Consider the following 25491-nt stretch of genomic DNA (forward strand, 5'->3'; position numbering starts at 1 on the left):
AATTTGGAAACGTAAAATATACCACAGCTAAGTTATTGAAGTTCTATGCTTTTTGCTTGCTTTATGTGCAAAAATCTTGCGTTTCCATTCTTAAAAATTTAGAAAATTGGAAGGGGATGAAACCCGCTATACTGGCTGATTTCCAATTTCCGAAAACCTTATATATTATATAATATATGTAAATATTATATATACATATAATATAAATAATAATAAAATAGTAAGAATAGAAAATAATAATAATAAACTACTAAGCAAAAAAACTATAAGAGATTTCAGAAAAGAACAAAGGAAAAGCCCGTAATTGCGTTTTCTACGACTTCAGGGTACAATTGTACCACCAAGACCTAAGTTACTCATGTAGGGTAGCTTAAAACTCGATTACGAGTATCCGTTCAGGTAATGGCGTCAACTTAAGGGAAAATATCAGTGATTGTGTATAAAATTTCTCTCTAAATTTTTTATCATTAAATTATCCAAAAAGTGCAATAAACAGCACTTTTGTTTCTATTTTATTTCAACAAAGAAGTCTAAAATGTGTCCTTAAGTTGACGCCATTGTCTGAACGGGTACAAATAATCAGTTATTTCCAAAATGGAAAGATCTCAAATAGCGAAGATGCTGTTGTAAAAGACATAGCTGGTTTTAGGCTCTTTTTAATTTCTTAGCTGCCTTAAAATTATTTTAACTTTTTTTCACATTTTTTGGACGAATTCCTGAGAAATTACGTATATATATTACATGCATGTATTTGCTCACACCATATCTCTAGATAAAAATTTCCAGTTACTAACACTTGACCTCGGCAAACAAACAGGCTGGGCTATTCTTACAGATGGAGTAATTCAAAGTGGGAGCAAAAATTTTCATGGTAGCCGCTTCAGTGGAGGTGGCATGTGCTTTTTGAGTTTCCGTAATTGGCTTAACTCTTTAGAACATAAGTTCACTGCAGTGTATTTTGAAGAAGTAAGAAGACATTTAGGAACAGACGCTGCACATTGCTACGGAGGCTTTCTAGCTCATTTAACAGCTTGGTGCGAGGAAAGGAATATACCTTATCAAGGTGTACCTGTCAAGACCATAAAACGTTTTATCACGGGTAAAGGCAATGCGAGCAAAAGTGAAGTTATTGAAGCTGTAAAGGGCAAAGGTTTTTTACCTCGAGACGATAATGAAGCGGATGCTTTGGCATTGATGTTTTATATTAATAATTTTAGTAAAGATTTTAATATGCTAGATAACACATAGGAAGTGGGTCCTTTCGGCCAGGCTGGCGGATTTGGGCGCGAAACCCCAGGCTCTCTCTAGCGTCAGACGTATTTTGATTATTAACTTTTTAACAAGAATTTCCACTAATATGAACTTAGCAATACACTACTATCCTATTGAAAATCTTGTCGAATATGATCGCAACCCTCGCAAGAATGACGATGTAGTAAACAGGATGTGTGCTTCAATTCGGGAGTTTGGTTTTCGTATTCCGATAGTTGCAAAAAGCGATGGGACTGTGGTTGATGGTCATTTAAGGCTTAAAGCAGCAAGAAAACTGGGTATGGAGAGTATTCCAGTGGTGCTCAGTGATAACTTAAGTGAAGCTCAAACCAAAGCTTTTCGGTTACTAGCAAATCAATCAGCTAACTGGGCAAAGTGGGATGATGATCTTTTAAAAGTAGAAATCCAAGAGTTAGAAGATTTGGAGTTTGACCTAAAAATGACCGGATTTGAGCTAGAAAAAGTTCAACGCTTTCTCGACAACATTGATGGAAAAGAAGAAGTAGAAAAAGGAGAAAAAGAGGGGGTGGAATTGGTCGATAAAAAGTCAGTAGTGTCGAAACCAGGGGATCTGTGGATTTTAGGCGGTCATCGAATCTACTGTGGCGATAGTTGTCTAGTTGAATCATTTAAAGCGGTATTAGACGATAAAATGGCAGATATTACCGTGTGTGACCCTCCGTATAACGTAGCATATGGTGACAGTCAAGAGAGAGAAGACAAGAAGATATTAAACGATGATCAAGGTGAAAAATACGAACTTTTTCTGTATGACATCTGCTCCAATATTTTAGCATACACCAAAGGGGCAATTTACATCTGTGCATCATCATCAGAGCTTTCGACCTTGCAAAAAGTATTTGAAGAAGCAGGTGGTCGTTGGTCAACATTCATCATTTGGGCAAAGAATCATTTTACACTGGGGAGATCTGATTATCAAAGACAATACGAAACAATACTCTACGGTTGGAAAAACGGCAATAAACGTGAGTGGCATGGGGGACGTAATCAAAGTGATCTCTGGTTTTATGATAAGCCAACATACAACTCACTGCATCCAACAATGAAACCAGTGGAATTAATGGAAAGAGCAATAGTAAACAGCAGCAGACCAGGAGACACAGTACTTGATCCATTTAGCGGCTCTGGAAACCCCAGTTATGGATTAACCAACGAAGTAAAGCTGAGAAATACAGGGCTTTTTCGATTGCATTGAATAAGAAATGAGGGTAGAAAAAATATGTACCAAGAAATTTACTGTGGATCTATGCCGAGTGTGCTCAAGTTCAAATTTGTTTTTTAGGCAGCCAAAAACCGTTTCAACAATCGATCTTTTCCCTAGTAAAATCTTCTCTTTCAGCGAAATCAGTGCATTTTTCATACCTTTTTTCACTTTAGTGACGAGTTTTAGACCTCTATCGAATAGTTTCTCAAAGAGCTCTTTCTTTATATAGCCCTTATCTCCAAACAAAAGTCCAGTTAGTTTTTTGGTTAGAGTTGGTACAGGTTTTCTGTCATCGACGTTACCTCTGGTTAGCGTAACACCTTGAATTTCACCTATTTCATTGATTACTACATGTAATTTAAAACCAAAAAACCAGCCGTAAGTATTCTTTCCTAACTCTGCTAATCCTTTGAAAACCTTATTTCTTGAGATTCTTTTTCGATGGCATACTGCTATTGAAGTAGAATCTATGTAGGAAATCCCGGTCATTTTTGCTTGTTCACAAAACCATTGCAAAAGTAATGCTAAATACCACAAAACTCGCGGCTTTAAGGCAATAAATCTGTGATATGAAGGCAGCTTTGAAAACTCTGATCTATAGAATAACTGAAGATAACAAAGATAAAAAGCCTTGAAGTTTTTACATGGTGATTTATGGTATAATAGGATTATGGTTAGAATTTCTGAGTGCGCTATTTCTGGTACTCTGGTTGGTTTTTTGCCGTTTGATAAGAACCTATTTGCAAAATTATCATCTACCGCACGACAAAAATCCTCGACGCAACAGTACAGTTCTGTAATATCTTTCTTCATGGGTAACCTCTTATTATTACTAAAATACTCGAGTTTACCCTGTTTCCCTCTTCTTAGTTATACTTTTATCTATTTTCTAATCCATAACTGAGGTTTTATAGCTATTGTATTACTTTCATTACTGTTTTCGCATGGTTTATGTTCTGTAAGACTACTTTCATTACTATTTTCATATGCGTCAGCCGGTGTCTCGATATTACCGATAGTATCTTGAAGCACTTTTTCACTTCTAGCTGTGGCAAGTTTTATAACAGTGGACTGCTGCCCTATAGTTATTTCTAAAGGTTTTTTGGCTTCTTCTCTGCTAGAAATTTTTGGCTCTTGTGTCGCAGTTTCTTTGGAAGTAGTGGTTTTCCAATTTTTGAATTTTTTAGCAATAGCTTTCCTTATCTTTTTCATAATCTCTATTAAAATTTGTTATATTTAATGTGTGTAATTTAAGACGCTAATTTGTAAAATTTTTCCATTTGCTCACTCCATAGCATCGATATTTCCCTTAAATCCACTAACCGCAAATTACTCGGTTGTCTCCCATTTACTATGTCTTCTTTAATCTTTGGAGCTAGGTAATTTAACCTTAAAATTTGTTGTATGCGTCTTGTACCTATATTAATTTTAACGCTCAGCTCCTTCACACTTTCGTATTTTCCTTCTTCTAGTTGCCGTTTCCAGGAATGGGCTCTCACCACAGCTTTGAGTAGCGCATTATTTGTTTTCCCCTCTGGTTCTACTACTGTGCATTTGTTTGCTTTCTTTTTTAACCCCATTGGTATAAATATCTCTCCTGATTCAGAATGCACCTCTACTCCATCCTCTCTCACCAATACTCCCTTTATTAATTTCTTCACCACTTCTTTCTGTTTTCCAAAACTTAAATTTTTCCATTCTTCCGCTTTTTCTTGCCAATTTTTGTATAGGTGCTCTGCTCTCTTCATTACTTCTTTTTCTACTTCTCCTGCTACTATATTCCGACTCTTTGACGCACAGCTTTTTCCAACTAAATGATTGTTGCATACGTAATATCGATATCTCTTATTCTCTTTTTTTGCGTACGTCAGCGTCATATTTGCATTACAGCTCTTGCACTTTATTATTCCCTTTAGCAATGCTTCTTCATATTTTGCTTTTCTATATGGCTGATTCTTTATCAATTCCTGCGCTTTTTGCCATTTTTCTTCTTCTATTATTGCTTCATGCTTTCCCTCATACTGTTTCTCATAATGCCTGACTTTTCCCACATATATTGGGTTTGTTATTATTCTCCTTACCGTTGCCTTTTTAAAGATATCTGATTTCGTTCGGTACCCTTCTCTGTTTAACTCCCTTGCCAATTCTGCCATTAGACTTCTTTCAAAATTGGAAAAGAGCAAAAAATTAGTATAAAATCATACATTTAAAAGTATGAGATATGAAGAAACTAAGGAGTTAGATGAAGAGAAGTTTCGTCGTCTGACAGGAGTAAAGAAGGCAACTTTCAACAGGATGGTAGAAATTTTAGATGAAGAAGATAGAAGGAAAAAAGCAAAAAGTGGGCGTAAAAGCAAGCTCTGTATAGAAGACAGGCTACTTATGGCATTGGAATATCTTCGTGAATATCGGACATATTTCCACATTGGTCGAAGTTATGGTATGAGCGAAAGTACGACCTATAAAATCATAAAGTGGATTGAAAATACATTGGTAAAACATCCGGATTTTGCATTGCCAGGGCGAAAAGAGGTTCTAAAAAGTGATATAGAATATGAGGTTTTAGTGATAGATGCAACAGAAACTCCTGTGGAAAGACCCAAAAAAAGCAAAAAAGATTTTATTCAGGAAAAAAGAAAAAGCACAGTATAAAAACACAGATTATTTCGGAAAAAGAAAGCAAAAAGATCATTTGCACGTCTTTTTCAAATGGTAGGAAACATGATTTTCGGCTTTTTAAGGAGTCAAAAGTGCACATACTACCAAGTATCAAAGTCCTAGCAGATAGCGGTTACAGAGGTCTACAAAAAATTCACGCAAATGTTGAATTGCCACATAGAAAAACGAAAAAGCACCCATTGACTAAGAAACAAAAGCAAGAAAATCAAGAGCTTGCAAGCAAAAGAGTTGTGGTTGAGAATGTAATCGGTTTGCTTAAAAGATTTAAAATTATTGCAGATAAATATCGCAATCGGCGAAAACGTTTTGGATTGAGATTCAATTTGATAGCTGGAATTTACAATCTAGAGTTGATGATGTGAATTTTGAAAGAGGTCTATTGACTTCAGCTCCATATACCTCTCAAATATATGTTTCACCGTCTTTGCTTCTTTCTCATTTATTATTAATTCTTTATCTTTTACATCATACCCTAGCGGCAAAGTTCCACCCATCCACAATCCCTGCTCCTTTGATGTTGCTATTTTATTTTTTACTCTTTCTACGATCATTTCTCTTTCTAGTTGCGCTGCTCCTGATAATACCGTTTGTACGAACTTTCCCATTGGTGTGTTATTATCAAATATTTGTGTTACTGCTATAAAATTTACTCGGTGCCTTCTAAAAAATGATGTTACTTCTATGCTGTCTTTTGTTTCTCTTGATAGCCTGTCTAATGTATATACTACTACACAATCTACTTCTCCCGCCTTTACATCTTCAAACAACTCCTTTATCGCTGGTCTTTCTAAGTTTTTTCCTGAGAACCCTCCATCATCGTACCTTTTGGGCAATACTACCCACCCTTCTTTGCTTTTTATATACTTTTCACATGCTACTCGCTGCGCATCAAGGCTATTAAACTTTTGTTCTAGACCGTCTTCATTCGATTTTCTCGTATAAATTGCGCACCTTACCTCTTTTAGCATTTTTTCCTCCTCAACTTACCTTTTTACCACGCATGCCAAACAACAAAGGCCCGTTATAACTCATTCCCATTATTTTTCCTGCCACTGCTGATAATGACGTATAAAATTCTTCTCTGTAGATCAATCCTGTATCCATTACCATTATTGCATGCGTTTCTTCACCCCTTTCTAATATCAGCTCTGTTCCCGCTGCTGGCAGTTTATCGCTACTTATTCTTTTTCCCTTCTCTAGTCGATCTGCTAGGTATTCTAGTCTTTTTGCCCCTTTTCTTGACATTTCTCCATACGCTTTCTCCTGTATTCTATATGCTAACCTCGGTATCAGATACTTCTTTGAATGTCTAGGTGCCTCTTCCTCAAATACCTTTTTCCATATTTTCCTCAGCTCTTCCAACGCTTTTTTCTCTAAACATTTTACCTCTTTTTCTACTTTTTTTTCCATATAATCACCTTTTCAAACACAGCACTTCTGAATTTTTAAAAACGCTATAGCACTTTCTCATCCACAAGCTCTTCTTTTACACCTGCTGCCGTGCTTTCCCTTACTCTTTCTATAAACTCTCTCTGCTTATTTGCCATTTTTACGTTCTCTAACACTTCTATTATCTCTTTATTATTTCTTGCATAATACATTGCTGTTTTGCCAAATTTATCCTTTTGCTCTATATTCGCTCCGGCTTTTACTAGTTCTTCTACTATTTTTATCTCACTTACCATGCAGGCAAGGTGTAACGCAGCAAATTTGCTACTTCGTTCCACTGCGTTTACATCGGCTCCTGCCTTTATCAGCTCTTTTGTATTTTCTACACGTTGTCCCATGACTGCTAAGTGCAGTGGTCTATATTGTCCCGCATCTGCCACATTTACATTCGCTCCTTTTTTGATTAATAACCTCACTTTTTTTGGATCTGGCATTCCCACCGCGTAATGCAACATCGTCCTCCCTTTTGTGTCTTTTTTATTAATATTTTCTATTGAGTTATCTAATACCTCTTTCCAAGACTTATTAAATTCTTCTCTTTCTTTCTTACTAAATTTTGCCATGACGTTCCTCAGCTATTAATGTAATATAAAGTGCCTCCAATTTGGCTCACTTTAGCGCTTAGCAAATCTTGTTTATTTACTAGCTACTTTTTCACTTAGGGCTGTTTTGGCATAAAAAGCAAGTTTTTTTTTGCTAAATTTACACATTTTTTCCACATATTATATTAAGATATAAATCTATATGCTTAATCTGTTAAATCTACCTCCTCTAGTTGTAATTCATTTACGTTCCGTTTCTCCATTACCTCCTCTATTGCCTTGTTTGCTTCTCCATACATCACTTCTACATCTCTCATATTCACTCCCTTCTTTTCTAGATAACTTGTCACTTTCGGGTAAATTTTTGCATAGTTTAGTGGGCTACATCCAAATTTATCTACTGTATCAAGATCTCCTCCTGCATTTATCAGCTCTTCTATTGTTCCTATTCTTCTTGCTAAACAGGCTAAGTGTAGTGGTACTGCTTTATTGTTTGATTTTGCATTTACTGTAGCTCCTCCTTCTATCAGCACTTTCACATTTTTTCTTCTTCCTAAAAACGCTGCTAGGTGCAACGGTGTCTCGCCTCTATTGTTTCTATCGTTTGTACCTGCTCCTTTTTCTATTAATAACTTTATTACTTCTGGCTCTGACACCTGTGCTGCTCGGTGCAATATTGTGCAACCTGCTGCGTCTTTTTCATTTATTTGTTGAAACCTGTTTTCTGATAATTCTTTCAATAACCTATCAAAAACATTCCTTGCTTCTTTCCTTGACATAACATACCTCACTTTCCCTTTGAAATTTTCGCAACCAAACTCTTTTTTTTGAGCTCCCTTCTCACCACATCTTGCTTAAGTCTGCCTTCAACACCTCATCTATCATTTCGTTCACTTGGCTCATTATTTTGCTTGCTAAATTTTTACATTCTTTCTTTATTAGTGACTTATCTTTCTTCCTTATTTCTCCTATCTCTATTATTTTTAACTCCGGTAAATAACTCCTATTCAACATGTCTGCTATTTCTCTCACTAGCATCTCTATTCCATAGCACGTCAGTTCTCTACTTTTTGTTATTCCTCCTTGTTTTCCAAAGAATTTCCTCGCCTTTTCACTCTCTTTGCTATCACATAGACGATACTTTTCACTTTCCCATATGTAATACATTGGTGTTGCACCATACTTATTCAGTTGATTAACTTCAGCTCCGGCCTTTACTAGCTCTTTTATTATTTCAATTCCTGCTCCTCCTATTTTGCATGCAGAGTGCAGTGGCGTACATCCAGTAACATATTGAGTAGCATTTACTTCCGCTCCTTCCCTTAGCAGTACTTTTACATTTTCTAAGCTTTTCGCAAATACTGCACAGTGCAGTGGTGTATAACCCTTTTTATCTCTTGCATTTACCTCTGCTCCTTTTTTTATTAATAACCTCACTGTTTTGTAATCAGAGATTTCCACTGCTTGGTGTAATATCGTCTCTCCTTCTTCATTTCTTTTATTAATGTTTTTAAACCCGTTACTTGATACTTCTTTAAAAAACTTACTAAAAGATTCTCTCTTTTCCTCACTGAACTTCATACATACCTCACTATAAAAACATACGCCAATTTGGCTCTCTTTAGTGCAAGATCAATTTTTTTTGTTTACTTGCTACTATTTAAGTTATGTGCGTTTTGGCATGAAAAAGCAAGTCTTTTTCTTTTTATTTCATACACTTTAACCTATTATTAACATAATATATGAGGATATAAATATAAGTACTTAACTTATTATAGATATTACTTGGTTATTTTTCCAACTTCTGTTCAAATGTCGATGTTCGTGCCACGTTAGTACGCCTGGGTAAAATACCAAAATGTAACTTTCTAACTCGTGTATTGCGTCCTTTTGCTTTAAATCTAAATTGTTTTCAAAATGAACATAGTGTTCTGCCACACCAAATCTTATAACTTTTTGGTTGGTAAAATCTTCTACCTTGTAATGGTGAGTAACGCTAAACCTTTCTAAAATCGGCTTGTATTTTAAATTCCACAGTTGTTCAGATAGTTTGCTACTTCCCAATACAAATTTATTCCCTCTTTCCTCTACACTACTAACTGGAAAGCACGCATTTATTTCTCCCAAATTCCAACTGTCCGATAATATAACTTGCGCTTTCGCAAACTTAATTGCCGGTAATAAGCTCTGTGGTAGAGGATATAACGTTTTTAAATTATTCCACTGATGATTTCTTTCATAAATACCGTTATAATTCTTCGTGTGAGGCTCGGTTTCTCCAAGTATTGCTACATCTAGCCTATACAGATCATTACTTAATGCCTGCTCATAATGAACACGAAAAGTACTAAACTTAAAACTTGGATTTAAGATTTTTAGCTCAAATGTATTCTTCCGACCAAACGATAACACTGGTCCATCTTTTTCTATTTTTACCCCTGAATAATCCGATAACAAACTGCCAAAAAAGCTTTCATCTAAAATGAACCTGCTAATATTGTAGTGATCGTTAAAAATTCTCATTAGTCTCGATCTTGCAGGTAATGATAGTTTTGCCAGCTCTACTACTGCATCTACGAAGAAGTCATTTGGTACCTCTTTTATCCCTACCTGCAACTCAAAAAAGTGTTTACCGGGTGGCTCTTCAATAATTGTAATATCTTCTATATTTGCCCATTTTAATGCTATTTTCAGTGACGCTGGTGTTCCTCTTAAACGCTGAAATTTTATTCCTTCCTCTACGGCTTTTCTTTTGTCTTTTGCCCAGCGTAGAATTTCTTCTAACCCGTATTCTTCAACCAACCACGGCAATATTTTTTCCCCTAGGCTAAATTTAAATCCTCTTATCTTGCTTGGATCAACTTTATAATCGATTGCATTAACCAGTGCTTGCTCTTGTTTTGTTGCATTTGGTGGCAGTAACATTACTCAATCTTTAAATTTCTCAAATTTGCACACTCATTCCCCAGTACCACAACATCCTCTCTTGGCTCTATTAATTCCACGTTTTCCACTCCTTCTACGAACAAATTCGCTATTATCCATGATCTTGTAATACTCCATCCGAGTCTTTTGCTTGCTTCAAACTTTTCGATAAATTGCTTTTTAATTTCTTCCTCTGATGTTATAGAACTTATGCTAATTTTGCTGTGGATATCTATTTCCGTAATATTGCAACCAATTACTGTTACTGTATCGGTTAAAACCCTTATAACCTCAGTTATGGATTAGAAAATAGATAAAAGTATAACTAAGAAGAGGGAAACAGGGTAAACTCGAGTATTTTAGTAATAATAAGAGGTTACCCATGAAGAAAGATATTACAGAACTGTACTGTTGCGTCGAGGATTTTTGTCGTGCGGTAGATGATAATTTTGCAAATAGGTTCTTATCAAACGGCAAAAAACCAACCAGAGTACCAGAAATAGCGCACTCAGAAATTCTAACCATAATCCTATTATACCATAAATCACCATGTAAAAACTTCAAGGCTTTTTATCTTTGTTATCTTCAGTTATTCTATAGATCAGAGTTTTCAAAGCTGCCTTCATATCACAGATTTATTGCCTTAAAGCCGCGAGTTTTGTGGTATTTAGCATTACTTTTGCAATGGTTTTGTGAACAAGCAAAAATGACCGGGATTTCCTACATAGATTCTACTTCAATAGCAGTATGCCATCGAAAAAGAATCTCAAGAAATAAGGTTTTCAAAGGATTAGCAGAGTTAGGAAAGAATACTTACGGCTGGTTTTTTGGTTTTAAATTACATGTAGTAATCAATGAAATAGGTGAAATTCAAGGTGTTACGCTAACCAGAGGTAACGTCGATGACAGAAAACCTGTACCAACTCTAACCAAAAAACTAACTGGACTTTTGTTTGGAGATAAGGGCTATATAAAGAAAGAGCTCTTTGAGAAACTATTCGATAGAGGTCTAAAACTCGTCACTAAAGTGAAAAAAGGTATGAAAAATGCACTGATTTCGCTGAAAGAGAAGATTTTACTAGGGAAAAGATCGATTGTTGAAACGGTTTTTGGCTGCCTAAAAAACAAATTTGAACTTGAGCACACTCGGCATAGATCCACAGTAAATTTCTTGGTACATATTTTTTCTACCCTCATTTCGGGAATGTTCAAAAAAGTGTGTCAAACCGCATTTTTAATTCAACTCAATTTTCAATCTACCAGGAAAGAAAATATCAAGTTGAGATATAGTTAAAGCCCAATTAGGTATAGCCATAATCCAATTTTGCTCTGCCTTTTTTATAGCACAATATACCTGTTTGTACAAGGCATTTGTACTAGTAAATGAGCCCTTAGTTTTAGTGAATTTTCTAATCTGTCTATGCAACCCCTCAATAGGATTGGTGGTATAAATCAGCTTTCTAACTGGCCCAGAATACTTAAAATAACCAGATAAATTTTCCCAATTATTTTGCCACGATTTTATAACCAAAGGATATTTTTCACCCCATTTTTCTTCCAGCTCAAGCAAATAATTCTCAGCGATTTCTTTACTTGAAGCACGATATATTTTCTTCAAATCGTTCATGAAAACTTTCACATCTTTGCTGGATACATATTTCAATGAATTCCTTATCTGATGCACTATACATAGCTGTACTTCTGCTTTAGGAAACACACTATTTATTGCTGCAGGAAAACTTTTTAGACCATCGACGCAGGCAATCAGAATATCCTCTACTCCTCTCTCTTTTAGGTCATTTAATACCCCTAACCAGAAGTTGGCTCCCTCACTTTCGGCTAAATAAAAGCCTAGTACCTCTTTTCTGCCATTTTGATCTACGCCTAATATATTATACATGCATTTACTTACGCAATGCCCGTCCTCCTTAACTTTGAAAAACATGCCATCCATGAACACTATTGGGTACACAGACTGCAATGGGCGACTACGCCATTCGTTGATTACCGGTAGCAATTTGTCGGTAATACTTGATATCTCTGCCGCCGATATTTTGTGATCATAAATTTCCTCAACGTGTGACGCTATATCTCTATAACTCATACCACTGGCAAATGTGCTCAAGATCTTCGTTTCAAGCTCTGGATGTAAGTTTGTTTGCCTTTTTTTGACTATTTGCGGCTCAAAACTTCCTTCTCTATCCCTTGGCGTCAAAAGTTCAAATGAACCGGCACTTGTCCTTAAAGTCTTTCCATTTCTCCCATTTCTTCGATTATTTTCTTCGCTTTCAGCCAACAAGTGATTTTCTATTTCACCTTCCAAACTTGCCTCCAGCAGCTTTTTTATCAATGGTGTTAATACTCCGTCCCTTCCCGTCAGCGGCCTTCCTTCTCGTATAGACGACAGGATATTTGTTTCTAATTCTTTATAATCTACCAATCCAGTAGTTTTATTTGCTATTCTTTGATTCATATGTGAAACCTCCATTTTTTTTATATCAATTTATTACTTTTTTTTCGGTTTGACACACTTTTTTGAACATTCCCCTCATTTCTTATTCAATGCAATCGAAAAAGCCCTGTATTTCTCAGCTTTACTTCGTTGGTTAATCCATAACTGGGGTTTATATCATCTCTAGTAACCTGCTTTTTTACAATTTCTAGTAGCTCTTCTGACACTATGCCAGTTTGTGTTGATAAGATTGAAATTTGCACACTTCCAGCCACTGGTGATTCTACTAATGCATCCTTTACTCTACTATCTGCTGAGAGTGCTTGATACCTATAATACTCCTTGCTCCCACACGTGCTTGAGCCTACTATTTTTGCTTTTACCTTCTTTCTAAATCTTTCATCATCATCTTCTTTTTGCCTCTCTACTCCATAAAACTCAGCCAAATTATCAAGATCTTCTCCTGTCGCAAATTTAAGTAAGTTACTCTTTACTGCTTCATTTATTCTTTCTCTAAGCAAAAGTTCTCTCCATGCTGCTACCTCCAGAATCTTTATTGCTGGATCGGATTCTACTAACGCTGAAAAGGTTTCATCTCTACACACTAACTCTTCCTTCATTCTGGAAAAGATCTCCTCAAAGTTCAGTGGTTCGATAATATTTGGCTGCTGCATATTTACACTACAATTCCATCAAAATGAATGTTTTTCCCGTTTGCCAGATAAACTCCTTCAAGTGAAATAGTTATTTTTCCTTCTTTTACTCCTTCAACTTTTACTTTTTCTAACTTAAATCTCTTTTCCCATTTTTCCAAAGCTTCTCCTGTTGCTGCATATATCTCAAGTGTTAAATCTCTATTTATTGGCTTATCCACCAATTCAAATAATCTTGACCCATAATCTCTCCTCATTACTCTGCTATTAATAGGGGTAGTTAAAATATCTACGACAGATTGCTTTAAGTGCTCTATTCCTTCTAACGCTTTTCCTGTTTTAGCATTCATGCCTCTCATTCTGCAAATACATTTTTGCTAACACCTATCACCTTAAACCCACACGATACCAAGTCTCCTGTTCTCACTACACCAATACCATTCACAAATACGCTGTTTGAACCTTGTATTAGCTTCTCTCCCAGAGTTAAGATATCTCCTTTTCGACACACAGATCTACCATTTACAAATACGTCTTCACTTCCACTCATACAAACATGTGCCGGTATTCCACTGCAATAATCTCCTACACAAACGATTGCTTTACCCATATACTAGTTTAAATCTATTCTTTTTGCTTTGAGTTTTATTCCTTTTTTTGTCATCTCTATGCTTGATTCTCCTACTTTCAACGTTATTTTATCTACTACTTCAATCTCTAAATGATGCTTCTCTTTATCATATAGTAATCTTGTCCCATCTTGAATTTTTATACTATTTATTTCTTTTTTATTCTCTGGTGCAGGGTATCTTTCCTGATAAATTCCTCCTAATACCACTCCTAATGATAGTTCACCAAGAGGAGAAAATACCACAACTTGTTCATCGATATCTGGCGAAGACCAATCTCTATCTTTTCCTGCTTTGCTTGTTATCCATGGCAACCAATCTGTTAAAAATTCCCCTATTTTCACTCTTACTTTTGCTTTTTCATAATCTACTTCTTTTACAACTCCTATACGAATGATATTCGCTACTTTTCTCTGTAACTCTGCAATGGCAAAATTATTTTCCAACATGCATTTCTCCCACTTCTATTTTATGTGGTTTAATTTTCCCCTCTTCCCATACTGATTTACCTAAATGAAGCTGATGACTCCAATCAACCATCCACACTAAATATGCATCGAGCTCTGGCCTAAAATCATCTCCTCCTCCTGATATAAATTCTCCTGGTGAAACATTTTTCACGTCCCAAGTATTTTTATTTACTACTCTTGCTACTTCTGCTGCTAATTCTCTCACAACTACCGAGGAATCCTCGACTGTTCCATCAACTACAATCCTTGCCTCAAATCTTGCCCTCAGCGCTAATTCTTCTGTCCCTGGATCATGTCCTTTTTCAAAGCCACTAAGTTCCACAAACACCGCTGGTGCTACCAATTCTTTTCTTATCGATGGATAAATTTCACATGTCTGTATAGACGATATTTCTCTCTTCAGCGTAGTGCAGATTGCATTATGCAAATCTTTAAAATTCATACATTTCTTGTAATATCACGCTCAAAATATTTCTCAAATATCCCTTCTGTTTCATAATTAACTAGCTCCTTTATTATTTTTGATGCTTCTGGCTCCAGTCCTAATTTTACCTCTTGTATTGGCAATGCTGTTCTTCCTTCACGCTTAAAAATACCGCTATTTCCTTTTGGCATAACTGCTGCAAATCCTCCTATAAATTGGTGCTTTCCTACTTTCGATCCTCTTCTTGTGTTTTGCCAATTGTCGATGCTCTAATATCATATAAATTTGCTCTCATTAATACGTCTAACCTACTTGTCTTAGCCTTAAAAATTCTCAATCTCTTTCTTATCACGTTTAAGTTTATTTTCTTTTCCTCACTAATTTCCTTTGCTGCTTGCGCTTTTAACCATAGTGCTGTTTTGTTTAATGCCCTCACCGCTGCTTTTTCCACTTTTTTCCTTTCAGCATCTATACTTTGCATAACCTTCTCAATGCTACCGCTAACCTCAACGTTGATACGCATTTACACCCCCGATGCTTGAATTTTCCAGATCATTCCAGAGTTATCTCTGAGTGGTGGTGTGTGTATTTTATATCTACGACTACCAATAGCAAAGATATCTCCCACCATTGGTTGCAATACATCAAAGACACTCACCTCCAAAATCAACATCTCCCCTACAAATTGTCCTTCACCAATTCCATATAATTTATCCGGCTGTTGCTTTAATATCTGTACCTTGTATGACTTATCCTTTGATTCATACAACGCTTGCTCCCCAAGATGTGCAAAACAATCTGCAAATAATCTTTCTATTTTTCCTTGCATATTTTACCTTTATGCACTAATCTCTACATGCACGCTAAGAAGGGGCATATTGGTAGAGCAGTCCTCATGCCTCGCCACTTTTGTAGTTGCTCTACCAGTATTGTTATGCTGCAACGACTTTGATTAATGTTCCTGGGCGATGGCACATTGGCAGAGGATTTGACTGCGTATGTAAATCGGTCCCTCTATCAAATCTTCTTGGCTCTTGTTTTGCATAGAGTGGCTGACCAAGCGTATTCACCGTCTCATTAAAGTCTGCTGGCGCAAAGTAAGTAGTAAATGTGCTTGCTGTACCAAGTGGAAAACAATGGCCGGTATTTCCTTCAATAAATCTTCTTACATTACCTTCAGGATCGGTTGCTTGCCCTCTATACTCCTCAAATGTTATTCCACAGAACGTAAATCCTGACCTCATATCGTTCCTTAATGCTGCTCCTTCTTGCCATCTCTCGTATGCTTCTTTTACTTTAGCATGAGAAGTGAGTGCATCAAAAAACTCAGGACTTACCAGCGCATGAATCCCGGTCATATATTCACCACTTAAGTTATCTTCAACATGGCGCAATACTTCCAGACATTTTCGTTTTACATCTGTTGTTGCTGTTCCTAGCGCAAAATTTACTACTTTTGGTGTTATTTCAAATTCGTTGTACAGATTTAATAATTCACTGCCATCTGCGTCCAGAATTATTCCTTTGAGCGCTCCCATACGCAAATGCTCTAATGTTATTGCGTGTTTGTTTCTCATTAGCTGCAAATGATCAGTTATTACATCTGCCAGCGCTTTAAGTTCACTTTCTGATCCAAATGCTCTTATTCCCTGTACTTCCTCTGGCAGCACTACATCATCATGGGGAATATGTGGAATTGTGAATGTTCTTACTTTTCGTTTTCCTCGTTTTCCCACTGTTGCTGGTGCTCCTGGAGATTGTGTTGGTAATAAACTGAGAACTCCTTGGTGTTCTTCTATTGTAATATGACGAAATCTTACCGACCTACTTGGAAATAAATTTAAATTTTCTGTACGTCCATAATTTATCGGCAATATGTTCATTGCATTTGTTAATGCTGTCATACTAAATGCCGGATTTGTAAATGGATTTTGCATGTTTTTTCCCTTGTTTTCCCTATTAATTTTAGTTGAGTTGAAGTTTAGACACCTTTGCGGATGATAATACCACGCGCTTCAAGTTGCTTTATTGCTGCAGCTTTTTGCTCTTCTGTTATATTTGCTGGCCATACAACTGCATGATCAGCTAACATTGCTATACGTGTAATGATTACTGCTTTGGTGGTTTCCGTTGCGTTTACATCACTTGTTATCACTCCTATAGCTGTCTGCGTACCATCCGTGGCTGCTAAGTTTATAATTTTAATTAGATCATCTTTATCACGACCAACGACCGTTCCTAGCTTCAGATTTTGCCCTTTTGCCACGGTTATTTGATCTCTTGAATATAGATTTGATGCCTCATACTTTAATAGGTCACCAAGGTTATTTTGTTCAGTTATACAACTCATAAATTTTTCTCCTTAATTGTTTTACCGCCGCGTATGTTAGCGCTATATACGGCGGTTATAAAACTTTATTTTACCGCGGCGTTTGTGATTCCGCGGTAAAAGATTTATAGTTGGCTATTCTGGCGTGCTTTAGCCACTTGCATCATCAAGTCTTCTGGTGTATTTTGCGGTATTGTACTCAGTATCTCTGTTTTCTCTGTTTGCTTTGCCAATATTGACATTAATACCTCTTGTACTTGTTTTGGATTCATCTCCTGTTTTATAAATTCTCCTATCTTTTCTGGCATCTTTGATAAATTACATAATCGTATTATCTCTAAAATTTCTCCACGACAGCTTTCGTAGCCTAAACATCTTCCTTGTTCAATTAGATTGTCAATATCTATTGCTTGTTCTTTTGTCATACTAAAACTCCTATGATTATTAATAAATTCAGAATATGTTATTACTTCATCAGCAAGACCTATCTCTATTGCTCTCTCACCAAAATATAGCCCTGCTTCTGTTGATTTTATTTTTTCCGTAGTAAGATTTCGGTTTCTTGCTACTAGCTGCAAAAACATTTCGTATAGTCGATCTACTTCTTTTTGTAAATTTTCTAAACTTTCTGATGTTATTGGCTCATGCGGATTTAAATCGTTTTTTCTCTTTCCTGCAAATACTGTGGTATATTTTACCCCCTGTTTTTCATCAAATCCACTTTGATCAATGTGACTTGCTATTACTCCTATGCTTCCAACTCCTGAAGTTCTCGTTACCAATACTTTTTCAGCACTTGACGCTATCGCATACGCCGCAGAATATGCATCATCATTCGCTATTGCTATTATTTCTTTTTCTCCTCTCGCTTTGTAGATAAAGTCGGAAAGGTCGAATAAACCGTTTACTTCTCCTCCGGGGCTGTCTATGTCCAAAATTATTGTTTCTACTTCTTCATTCATTAAAGCTTCTTCTATCTCTTCACGTATCTTCTCATATGATGTCATCCCTAAAATATCGTCAAAAGCTTCTGAATTCTTCGTCAAGATTCCATGTATTGGTATTACTTTTATTCCCCTTTCACTACTTCTTACTGCATGTTTTATGTTTTTAAAAATCGGCTGCTTTCCTGCATGTAATGACAGTAACTCAAAACTTCTTGGCTCTACCATCATTGGTTTGTTTATTTGTTGTTTCATATCATTTCCACATTAGAATCAACACTACTGACATCGCTGTCGAAGCTTAAGTTGAGTGAACTAGCACGTCTTTGGTCCTCAGCAATTTCTTGGTCGATTTCTTCTATATCGTAACCTAGCTCTGATACTACTTCTGACCTGCTCTTAAACCCATTTCTTACTGCCATTTGCTGCGCTTGCTGGTCTTTCAGTGGGTCTACCCAATCAAATCCTTGTGGTATCCATTTTACCTCTTTTTTCGTCCATTCTTCGCCTATATCTAGTTCTCCGGAAAGTAGGGCTAACTCTATCCATCTATTCCATACTGGCCGGCAAAACTGAAATACTAACACATTATGTTGTAACATCGCGCACCTCCGGCGAAACTCTATTAACCCTGCTCGGATTGATGAATAATTCACACCTGTTAAATCTCCTGTTAGTTGCTCATACGTTATCCCTGTGCCTACTGCTATTGCCCTGAGCTGCTGTTTCATAAATGCTTCATAACTTCCCCCAACATCTGATGGTTCTGAAAATTTTATGTCTTCACCTGGATCAAGTAATTGCATAGTCCCAGGTTCTAAGCCTGACAGCGCTACTCCATGCTCATTTGCTTCACCTTCTCCTAAAATATTTGCTTCTGGATCAAGTCTCGTAATAAACCCTGCAAACCCCAGTTATGGATTAACCAACGAAGTAAAGCTGAGAAATACAGGGCTTTTTCGATTGCATTGAATAAGAAATGAGGGTAGAAAAAATATGTACCAAGAAATTTACTGTGGATCTATGCCGAGTGTGCTCAAGTTCAAATTTGTTTTTTAGGCAGCCAAAAACCGTTTCAACAATCGATCTTTTCCCTAGTAAAATCTTCTCTTTCAGCGAAATCAGTGCATTTTTCATACCTTTTTTCACTTTAGTGACGAGTTTTAGACCTCTATCGAATAGTTTCTCAAAGAGCTCTTTCTTTATATAGCCCTTATCTCCAAACAAAAGTCCAGTTAGTTTTTTGGTTAGAGTTGGTACAGGTTTTCTGTCATCGACGTTACCTCTGGTTAGCGTAACACCTTGAATTTCACCTATTTCATTGATTACTACATGTAATTTAAAACCAAAAAACCAGCCGTAAGTATTCTTTCCTAACTCTGCTAATCCTTTGAAAACCTTATTTCTTGAGATTCTTTTTCGATGGCATACTGCTATTGAAGTAGAATCTATGTAGGAAATCCCGGTCATTTTTGCTTGTTCACAAAACCATTGCAAAAGTAATGCTAAATACCACAAAACTCGCGGCTTTAAGGCAATAAATCTGTGATATGAAGGCAGCTTTGAAAACTCTGATCTATAGAATAACTGAAGATAACAAAGATAAAAAGCCTTGAAGTTTTTACATGGTGATTTATGGTATAATAGGATTATGGTTAGAATTTCTGAGTGCGCTATTTCTGGTACTCTGGTTGGTTTTTTGCCGTTTGATAAGAACCTATTTGCAAAATTATCATCTACCGCACGACAAAAATCCTCGACGCAACAGTACAGTTCTGTAATATCTTTCTTCATGGGTAACCTCTTATTATTACTAAAATACTCGAGTTTACCCTGTTTCCCTCTTCTTAGTTATACTTTTATCTATTTTCTAATCCATAACTGAGGTCTATAAAAGATATCGCTGCTTCAATAGAAAAGCTTGATAATACTGGAATATGCGAAAACAGTACCACCAATATTTTTACAGAAATTGCCGCACAACCAACTCTAAGTACTGCTGATAGTACAGATAAAGCCAATACCTTGTCTTCTACTGAAATGAAATCATGTTTTGATAATGGGTCTAGCAAAGAAAATACTGCAGACAAAAAAGAAAAACCATCAATGCAACAAAGACGAGCAATCCTGGTTGGTGTTGTTGGTGCGGTATTATTGGTAAGTTGTGTTGCATCTTATCTACTGATTGAATCTTCAAAAGTACACGTTATAGCGGTAATTGGAGGGATTGTTGGGTTGGTTTGTATGGGTTTTGCCCTGTATAATGCTATAAAGCCCAATACCAAGCTCGAGAAAGTGGAAAGTGTGAAGCAGCCTATTGTTGAGTCTCCTCTGAATCCAACATAAAAGTGTATATTCAAAAAATCATAATCGTCAAGTAATTTTTCAAACAAGATAATTTCTTTAGAAAAACTCCTAAGCTATTAATTTAATATCACCATAGGGATCTCCACCCTATAAATGGCCTACTGTTTGACTTGAAGCTTCCTTCTTTTTCGGCGAGTCTAAACTACCAATCGGACTCACAAGAGTAGACGGAACGCCTGATTCTTTCACTACACAATCTGATTGTTTAATAGTTTCAGCTAACTCTATAGGTATACCACCGTTTCTTTCAAAATCTCCATCTTTTACAGCTTGTAGAACACTTTTTCCTCCTAAAAAGCAGCCTTCCCCTAAACTTGATTGATCTTTTAATTTATCAAACTTTCCCTGGCTCTTTTTATCAAGCTCTACTTTTATTCTATTACTACCTTCATCCCTAGGACTTAGATAAATACTAATCTTTCCTACCTCAGTAGTAAAAGACATCTCGATGCTACCTTCTAAGACATCTGTGTAATTTCTTTTTCCTCCTACATTTTCAACTCTTATTATACTTTCTCCAATCTGTAAAATGCCACTTTCTATATTGAAATTTTCATTCACCTCACTATTTATAACCTTCGCAACTTCAACAATACTGTTTTGTGGCCACCTAAAAAAAACAAGATTGTTATCCACTTCTACTGTTAGATCATCATCTTGAGCTTGTTCATTCTTGTTACCTTTATATGCTATACTTTTTAGTTCTTTCTTAATTTTTTCGCATTCTGCAAAAACAGGTTCATCATTTCCCCACATAACTTCACTTACCATACTATGATCATAAAAATCAGACTCTATTTTTGCACCTGCTGATAATATCTTATTGATAATATTGAATAAAGGTTCTTCACCCTCTGTCCACTCATCTATTGCCTCTTCCTTTTCCTTATAATCTTTATACCGTGATCTAGTAGTAGGCGTTATACGCATAACACTATCAGCATTAGCAATATCAATTATTTTTTTGAACACAAAGTTCGCTACGGTGTACTTACGGCTATCACAGCGTAAATTTAGCTTTATTTTCTTTTTCAAATATTCATCTATTAAATGTTCCATATTCTCCAGGGTAACCTTTGTAGAATTTCTGTGTTCACCTTGGCGAGGCATTTCTACCTTTGCTCTCACTATATTTTCCATCTTTCTATAAAATTCATCAATCAAAACTTTTTCGCTTTCAGTTAACAGCTTTCCTAACCCCATTAAAAATGAGTTTGCTGAAATAAGAGAATTTTCAACAACAGTATTTTTGTCTGTAATACCAGACTCATCCCAGTAACCAGATTCATTCCAGTCATCAGAATCATCACTTTGTTCTTGACCTGACGATACTGTACCACTTTCAAGAGTTTGCCGATCAAAATGTTTTGCATACAGTTCTTCAGTAACCGACCCACTAGGTGATTCTTCTGTCTCACTTATTTTGAGATTTATTTTTGCATTAGAAACCTGCTCAGGTTCAGAAATACCTTCAGTCATACACCCCCCTCGATAAAGATATTATGTATAATACACATAGCACGAATAAAAGATAATGCAAGCATAATTTTTCTAACTTTATTATTTTTAGAGATTTGTGCTCTCTTTCCTTCTATACCCATTTTAACTTCACTGACATTGACCTCTGAACCTGCTATCTTGTTAATTAGCTATGCCTGCCAGATTAACGACATTGTGATCTGCTGATTACTTCAATATCACTATCGTCAGAATGCAAAGAGCTTAGTAACTGGCCATGCGGCACTGATTGCGCTTCACTTAAACTGCTACTTGGACCTGGCTGATCATTAGTTTGATTTGCAGCTCTTGTCATAAATTCCATGAACTGAGCTCTCATTTCTTCCATTTCTCTTTTTCTATTTTGGCTTTCTTCTTCTAACTTTTCTTCCATTTCTCTTGCCATGTTTTGCCTTTCTTCTTTTAACTTTTCTATTTCTCTTGCCATGTCTTGTCTTCCTTGTCTCAATGCTGTTATTTCAGTTTGATGCCTCTCTTCTAATTCTCTCACCCTATTTGGAATTTCCTCCATTTCTCTTAATCTTGCTGTTTCAGCTTCACGTCTTTCTTGCAGTTTAGCTAATACTCCTTTACCATTGTCACCAATTTTGTTATCCCATAAGTTAAGTTCAGTAAGATTTAAAAGATTACCATTAGCTAAGGCCTCTGCACCTTCTTCACCTATATTATTACGCCATAAGTCAAGTTTAGTAAGATGTGAAAGATTACCTTTAGCTAAGGCCTCTGCACCTTTTTCACCAATTTTGTTATCCCATAAGTTAAGTTCAGTAAGATGTGAAAGATTACCGTTAGCTAAGGCCTCTGCACCTTTTTCACCAATATTGTTATGATATAAGTTAAGTTCAGTAAGATTTAAAAGATTACCATTAGCTAAGGCCTCTGCACCTTTGTCACCAATTTTGTTATGATCTAAGTTAAGTTCAGTAAGATGTGAAAGATTACCGTTAGCTAAGGCCTCTGCACCTTCTTCACCTATATTATTATGCCTTAAGTTAAGTTTAGTAAGATGTGAAAGATTACCTTTAGCTAAGGCCTCTGCACCTTTTTCACCAATTTTGTTACCCCCTAAGGTAAGTTTAGTAAGATGTGAAAGATTACCGTTAGCTAAGGCCTTTGCACCATTGTCACCAATTCCCCTAATCCTTAAGGTAAGTTCAGTAAGATGTGAAAGATTACCGTTAGCTAAGGCCTCTGCACCTTTGTCACCAATATCGCAATACTCTAAAGAAAGCTTTGTAATGTATCTTTCACATTCTAAAAAGTCTACCAATTCGCTTGTATTTATTGTGGTGTCATATAATAGTAAAGCGTCATCTTTGACATATTGAGAAAAGTTCATTTTACCCTCTATATTAATGCTATCATGTAACATACAAGTATACATAATAAATATACCTATACTAACCTTAGTATAAGATATCCGAACTATAAGTCAACCACTTTTTTAAAAAATATTTTCAATAAAAATGTAAGCCGATTAGCACCACAAAAGTTTTAATTATTTACTCCTTCCAAAACCGCAAAAAGTTCCTACCCTTGTGAGAACACGTTGCGTAAAAAACGGGATTGTGAAAATAAAAGCGTGAAATTGTTGCAACAAAGCTAAACAAATTGGTTCGTATGTAAATATGGCTGAAGTAGGCTAATATAGCTGCTTTTATGATATAGCAAAATTACTATATAGAAAAGTTCGCATAGAACAAGCGGTAGACCAATCCATCCCAAAACAAAATGGTCTCACGGTTGTTGTTTTTAATTAGATAAAAGTGATTATATCATTAACTTGATAATAAAAACTATAAAAATGTATACCAACTAAATAATGTTATTAGTCGTAAAAAGTTAGCGTTCTAAAACATTTATTGTACTACATCCCACCTTTCTCTCCACTTTTTCTCAGTAGGATCAGATTTCAAAAGCCCATTTTCTTGACTTTTCTACTGAAATATCTCATACTCAAACTAAGTTTTTTATGGAGGTAATTGTATGTTTGGGTATTTAACAGAAAAAGAACTGAATTTGTATGAGCAATTAAAGGAAGTAATAGAGGATAGTAATGAGGATGGTGTCAATCACCTTCTAGATAGAGTCTCAGGAGAGAGTTTACTGAAAATTCTTACTACTGCAAATATAATTCGAGAATTCAAAGCAGCATTCTGTTATCATGAAAAAGAGACCTTAACCCCGCTTGGCAGGGCTATAAGCCTTAATCTACGGACAACTGGAGCTATTTTAAATGCAGCTGCAAAGCAAGGTATATTAGATAAAGTTCTTACTGCTGCAAATATAACTCAAGGTTTGTGTTATGATAGAATAAAGACTTTAACCCCGCTTGGCTGGGCTATAATAGATCATAAAAAATGGGAAGTTGAACTTATTTTAAATGTCGCTGCAAAGCAAGGTATATTAGACAAGGTTCTTACTACTGCAAGTATGATTCGAAGGTTCTCAGATGGTAGAAAAGAGACTTTAACTCCGCTTGGCTGGGCTATATATTTTAATCGATATATGATTACACCTATTTTAAATGCAGCTGCAGAGCAAGGTATATTAGACAAAGTTCTTACTACTGCAAATATAATTCGAGAATTCCCAAATGGTGAAAAAGAGACCTTAACGCCGCTTGGCTTGGCTATATATTGTAATGGTCTATCGGAAATTACACCTATTTTAAATGCAGCTGAAAAGAAAGGTATATTGGGAAAAGTTCTTGCCACTTTAGATGAAGATGAATACAAGTATATGTTAGCAAAACTTCTTCCAGCTAAAGTTATGAGACCCTCTATGATAACTGGTGGTATCTGTTGTGTTATAGCTGCATTGATAGTAGGTGGTGGGTGTTTTGCTGCCAATTTTGGGTTATCAACATTAGTTATAGTTGGCATAGCTGTATCTACTGCGTTGGTAGTCGGAGTTGTTTCTGGTGGTATTACGTATGCGGTATTGAAATTTAATCATAACAAACATTTTGATAATGAAAGATCTGTCAATCGTAATCAATCTCAAGAATCTGCAAAGGAAATGGAGAACTTTATAGAAGAACCAAGACATATGGATAAAGCAACTAATACTGAAAATGTAGAGGAACTAAAACCAAAAGAAAAACCGGTACCGGTGGTGGATAATTTAATAGATCTTGATTTTGATTATGATAAAATGGATAAAATGCAACCTTCGGCAGCGCCATTGAGCGAGATAAAGTTGAAGACAGGAGAATTGTATCCGTGGTCAGATCTTAAGGAATTAGATCTTTCAAAATCGGGCCAACAGATCTCGTTTTGATCGACCACTAACTAGCGCAATACAGTAAGAATAAAGCACTTAGCACTAGAGGAGGTTGTGGTTACAAGAATGCATGTTCCCATGGTGCGATAGTATAAAATATGAGGAAATATTATCAAAGGAAAAACTATGTGGCAAAAATATTAATGGATACGCCAGAAAAACAGAGACAATTCGCAGACCAACGCATTCCAAGAAAAACACTTCTCATGCTTGCTGGTTTCGGTTGCTGGAAGTGGTTGTGTTATTTAAATTCTTAATAATAGATTTTATTGAATTAATAATAATTTACTTGGGAATAAAAGGAAAATTTATGATATTTTTATATCTT

The 25491-nt window shown here is 35.9% G+C and carries 26 protein-coding genes and 7 pseudogenes; 6 read left to right on the plus strand and 27 right to left on the minus strand.

Features of this window, described 5'->3' with window-relative positions:
* Positions 1-741 precede the first annotated feature (741 nt).
* Positions 742-1248, plus strand: a complete 507-nt coding sequence (locus tag NBW39_RS04810; protein WP_250294691.1) for a crossover junction endodeoxyribonuclease RuvC — start codon at positions 742-744, stop codon at positions 1246-1248.
* A gap of 109 nt (positions 1249-1357) precedes the next feature.
* Positions 1358-2425: pseudogene (locus tag NBW39_RS04815) on the plus strand (DNA modification methylase); the annotation flags it as partial.
* 12 nt (positions 2426-2437) lie between these two features.
* On the opposite strand, the gene NBW39_RS04820 reads toward NBW39_RS04815, so the two are convergent.
* From NBW39_RS04820 to NBW39_RS04830, 3 genes and pseudogenes are all read right to left on the minus strand, one after another.
* Positions 2438-3310 (minus strand): IS982 family transposase, encoded by an 873-nt coding sequence (locus NBW39_RS04820; protein WP_250294632.1) that lies wholly within the window; start codon positions 3308-3310, stop codon positions 2438-2440.
* A gap of 69 nt (positions 3311-3379) precedes the next feature.
* Positions 3380-3709: a hypothetical protein gene (locus tag NBW39_RS04825; protein ID WP_250294693.1), complete on the minus strand. Its 330-nt coding sequence runs from the start codon at positions 3707-3709 to the stop codon at positions 3380-3382.
* A 38-nt stretch (positions 3710-3747) separates the two neighbouring features.
* A pseudogene (locus NBW39_RS04830) lies at positions 3748-4662 on the minus strand (recombinase family protein); the annotation flags it as partial.
* Positions 4663-4711: 49 nt separating this feature from the next.
* Here NBW39_RS04830 and NBW39_RS04835 point away from each other — a divergent pair.
* Positions 4712-5538 (plus strand): IS5 family transposase gene (locus tag NBW39_RS04835; protein WP_250294694.1). Its coding sequence is split into 2 segments (ribosomal slippage): positions 4712-5099 and positions 5099-5538, totalling 828 coding nucleotides; the frame shifts between segments, so codons are not numbered across the junction.
* 15 nt (positions 5539-5553) lie between these two features.
* Here NBW39_RS04835 and NBW39_RS04840 read toward each other — a convergent pair.
* The 7 genes and pseudogenes from NBW39_RS04840 to NBW39_RS04870 form a co-directional block, all read right to left on the minus strand.
* A pseudogene (locus NBW39_RS04840) lies at positions 5554-6144 on the minus strand (recombinase family protein); the annotation flags it as partial.
* A 10-nt stretch (positions 6145-6154) separates the two neighbouring features.
* A complete protein-coding gene (locus NBW39_RS04845; protein WP_250294695.1) occupies positions 6155-6586 on the minus strand; it encodes a DUF2924 domain-containing protein in 432 nt (143 codons plus the stop codon).
* Positions 6587-6630: 44 nt separating this feature from the next.
* Complete coding sequence (locus tag NBW39_RS04850) at positions 6631-7188, minus strand: ankyrin repeat domain-containing protein (protein WP_250294696.1); 558 nt, start codon at positions 7186-7188, stop codon at positions 6631-6633.
* A gap of 185 nt (positions 7189-7373) precedes the next feature.
* The gene (locus NBW39_RS04855; protein ID WP_250294697.1) at positions 7374-7946 is read right to left on the minus strand and encodes an ankyrin repeat domain-containing protein; all 573 of its coding nucleotides are present in this window, start codon (positions 7944-7946) and stop codon (positions 7374-7376) included.
* Positions 7947-8007: 61 nt separating this feature from the next.
* Positions 8008-8748 carry an ankyrin repeat domain-containing protein gene (locus NBW39_RS04860; RefSeq protein ID WP_250294698.1) on the minus strand — a complete coding sequence of 247 codons (741 nt, stop codon included), beginning with the start codon at positions 8746-8748 and terminating at the stop codon, positions 8008-8010.
* 183 nt (positions 8749-8931) lie between these two features.
* Positions 8932-10092: a phage tail protein gene (locus NBW39_RS04865; protein WP_250294699.1), complete on the minus strand. Its 1161-nt coding sequence runs from the start codon at positions 10090-10092 to the stop codon at positions 8932-8934.
* A pseudogene (locus NBW39_RS04870) lies at positions 10092-10379 on the minus strand (baseplate assembly protein); the annotation flags it as partial. The pseudogene NBW39_RS04870 and the gene NBW39_RS04865, both read right to left, overlap by 1 nt.
* Positions 10380-10474: 95 nt before the next feature.
* On the opposite strand from NBW39_RS04870, the gene NBW39_RS04875 reads away from it, so the two are divergent.
* Positions 10475-11386 carry an IS982 family transposase gene (locus NBW39_RS04875; RefSeq protein ID WP_250294700.1) on the plus strand — a complete coding sequence of 304 codons (912 nt, stop codon included), beginning with the start codon at positions 10475-10477 and terminating at the stop codon, positions 11384-11386.
* Here the strand turns inward: NBW39_RS04875 and NBW39_RS04880 are convergent.
* From NBW39_RS04880 to NBW39_RS04945, 14 genes and pseudogenes are all read right to left on the minus strand, one after another.
* Positions 11327-12565 carry an IS256 family transposase gene (locus NBW39_RS04880; protein WP_250295731.1) on the minus strand — a complete coding sequence of 413 codons (1239 nt, stop codon included), beginning with the start codon at positions 12563-12565 and terminating at the stop codon, positions 11327-11329. The genes NBW39_RS04875 and NBW39_RS04880 overlap by 60 nt on opposite strands.
* A gap of 152 nt (positions 12566-12717) precedes the next feature.
* Positions 12718-13218: pseudogene (locus NBW39_RS04885) on the minus strand (baseplate J/gp47 family protein); the annotation flags it as partial.
* Between the two features lie 2 nt (positions 13219-13220).
* Positions 13221-13556: a GPW/gp25 family protein gene (locus NBW39_RS04890; RefSeq protein ID WP_250294701.1), complete on the minus strand. Its 336-nt coding sequence runs from the start codon at positions 13554-13556 to the stop codon at positions 13221-13223.
* The gene (locus NBW39_RS04895; protein ID WP_250294702.1) at positions 13553-13807 is read right to left on the minus strand and encodes a PAAR domain-containing protein; all 255 of its coding nucleotides are present in this window, start codon (positions 13805-13807) and stop codon (positions 13553-13555) included. The genes NBW39_RS04890 and NBW39_RS04895 overlap by 4 nt, the downstream gene beginning before the upstream one ends.
* Before the next feature lie 3 nt (positions 13808-13810).
* Positions 13811-14275, minus strand: coding sequence for a phage baseplate assembly protein V (locus NBW39_RS04900; RefSeq protein WP_250294703.1), 465 nt, complete (start codon positions 14273-14275; stop codon positions 13811-13813).
* Positions 14262-14738, minus strand: coding sequence for a hypothetical protein (locus NBW39_RS04905; protein WP_250294704.1), 477 nt, complete (start codon positions 14736-14738; stop codon positions 14262-14264). Before NBW39_RS04905 ends, NBW39_RS04900 begins: the two co-directional genes overlap by 14 nt.
* Positions 14735-15243: pseudogene (locus NBW39_RS04910) on the minus strand (phage tail protein). The gene NBW39_RS04905 and the pseudogene NBW39_RS04910 overlap by 4 nt, the downstream one beginning before the upstream one ends.
* Complete coding sequence (locus NBW39_RS04915) at positions 15244-15549, minus strand: head-tail joining protein (RefSeq protein ID WP_250294705.1); 306 nt, start codon at positions 15547-15549, stop codon at positions 15244-15246.
* 103 nt (positions 15550-15652) lie between these two features.
* Positions 15653-16657: a major capsid protein gene (locus NBW39_RS04920; RefSeq protein WP_250294706.1), complete on the minus strand. Its 1005-nt coding sequence runs from the start codon at positions 16655-16657 to the stop codon at positions 15653-15655.
* 44 nt (positions 16658-16701) lie between these two features.
* Positions 16702-17070 (minus strand): head decoration protein, encoded by a 369-nt coding sequence (locus tag NBW39_RS04925; RefSeq protein ID WP_250294707.1) that lies wholly within the window; start codon positions 17068-17070, stop codon positions 16702-16704.
* Positions 17071-17174: 104 nt separating this feature from the next.
* On the minus strand, positions 17175-18248 hold the full coding sequence (locus tag NBW39_RS04930) for a S49 family peptidase (protein WP_250294708.1): 1074 nt from the start codon (positions 18246-18248) through the stop codon (positions 17175-17177).
* Positions 18245-18901 (minus strand): annotated as a pseudogene (locus NBW39_RS04935) (phage portal protein); the annotation flags it as partial. The gene NBW39_RS04930 and the pseudogene NBW39_RS04935, both read right to left, overlap by 4 nt.
* A 13-nt stretch (positions 18902-18914) precedes the next feature.
* Positions 18915-19787: an IS982 family transposase gene (locus tag NBW39_RS04940; protein WP_250294632.1), complete on the minus strand. Its 873-nt coding sequence runs from the start codon at positions 19785-19787 to the stop codon at positions 18915-18917.
* Between the two features lie 65 nt (positions 19788-19852).
* Positions 19853-20014, minus strand: coding sequence for a hypothetical protein (locus NBW39_RS04945; RefSeq protein WP_250294709.1), 162 nt, complete (start codon positions 20012-20014; stop codon positions 19853-19855).
* 4 nt (positions 20015-20018) lie between these two features.
* Between NBW39_RS04945 and NBW39_RS04950 the strand changes: the two genes are divergently transcribed.
* Positions 20019-20339 (plus strand): hypothetical protein, encoded by a 321-nt coding sequence (locus tag NBW39_RS04950; protein WP_250294710.1) that lies wholly within the window; start codon positions 20019-20021, stop codon positions 20337-20339.
* Between the two features lie 108 nt (positions 20340-20447).
* Here the strand turns inward: NBW39_RS04950 and NBW39_RS04955 are convergent, their stop codons facing one another.
* The 3 genes from NBW39_RS04955 to NBW39_RS04960 form a co-directional block, all read right to left on the minus strand.
* Positions 20448-21839 (minus strand): hypothetical protein, encoded by a 1392-nt coding sequence (locus NBW39_RS04955; protein WP_250294711.1) that lies wholly within the window; start codon positions 21837-21839, stop codon positions 20448-20450.
* Complete coding sequence (locus NBW39_RS08720; protein ID WP_256466288.1) at positions 21836-21961, minus strand: hypothetical protein; 126 nt, start codon at positions 21959-21961, stop codon at positions 21836-21838. Before NBW39_RS08720 ends, NBW39_RS04955 begins: the two co-directional genes overlap by 4 nt.
* A 62-nt stretch (positions 21962-22023) precedes the next feature.
* Complete coding sequence (locus NBW39_RS04960) at positions 22024-23217, minus strand: leucine-rich repeat domain-containing protein (RefSeq protein WP_250294712.1); 1194 nt, start codon at positions 23215-23217, stop codon at positions 22024-22026.
* Between the two features lie 647 nt (positions 23218-23864).
* Here NBW39_RS04960 and NBW39_RS04965 point away from each other — a divergent pair.
* A complete protein-coding gene (locus tag NBW39_RS04965) occupies positions 23865-25160 on the plus strand; it encodes a hypothetical protein (RefSeq protein WP_250294713.1) in 1296 nt (431 codons plus the stop codon).
* Positions 25161-25491: the final 331 nt, after the last annotated feature.

It is taken from the genome of Wolbachia endosymbiont of Oedothorax gibbosus, assembly GCF_936270435.1.
GTDB lineage: Bacteria > Pseudomonadota > Alphaproteobacteria > Rickettsiales > Anaplasmataceae > Wolbachia.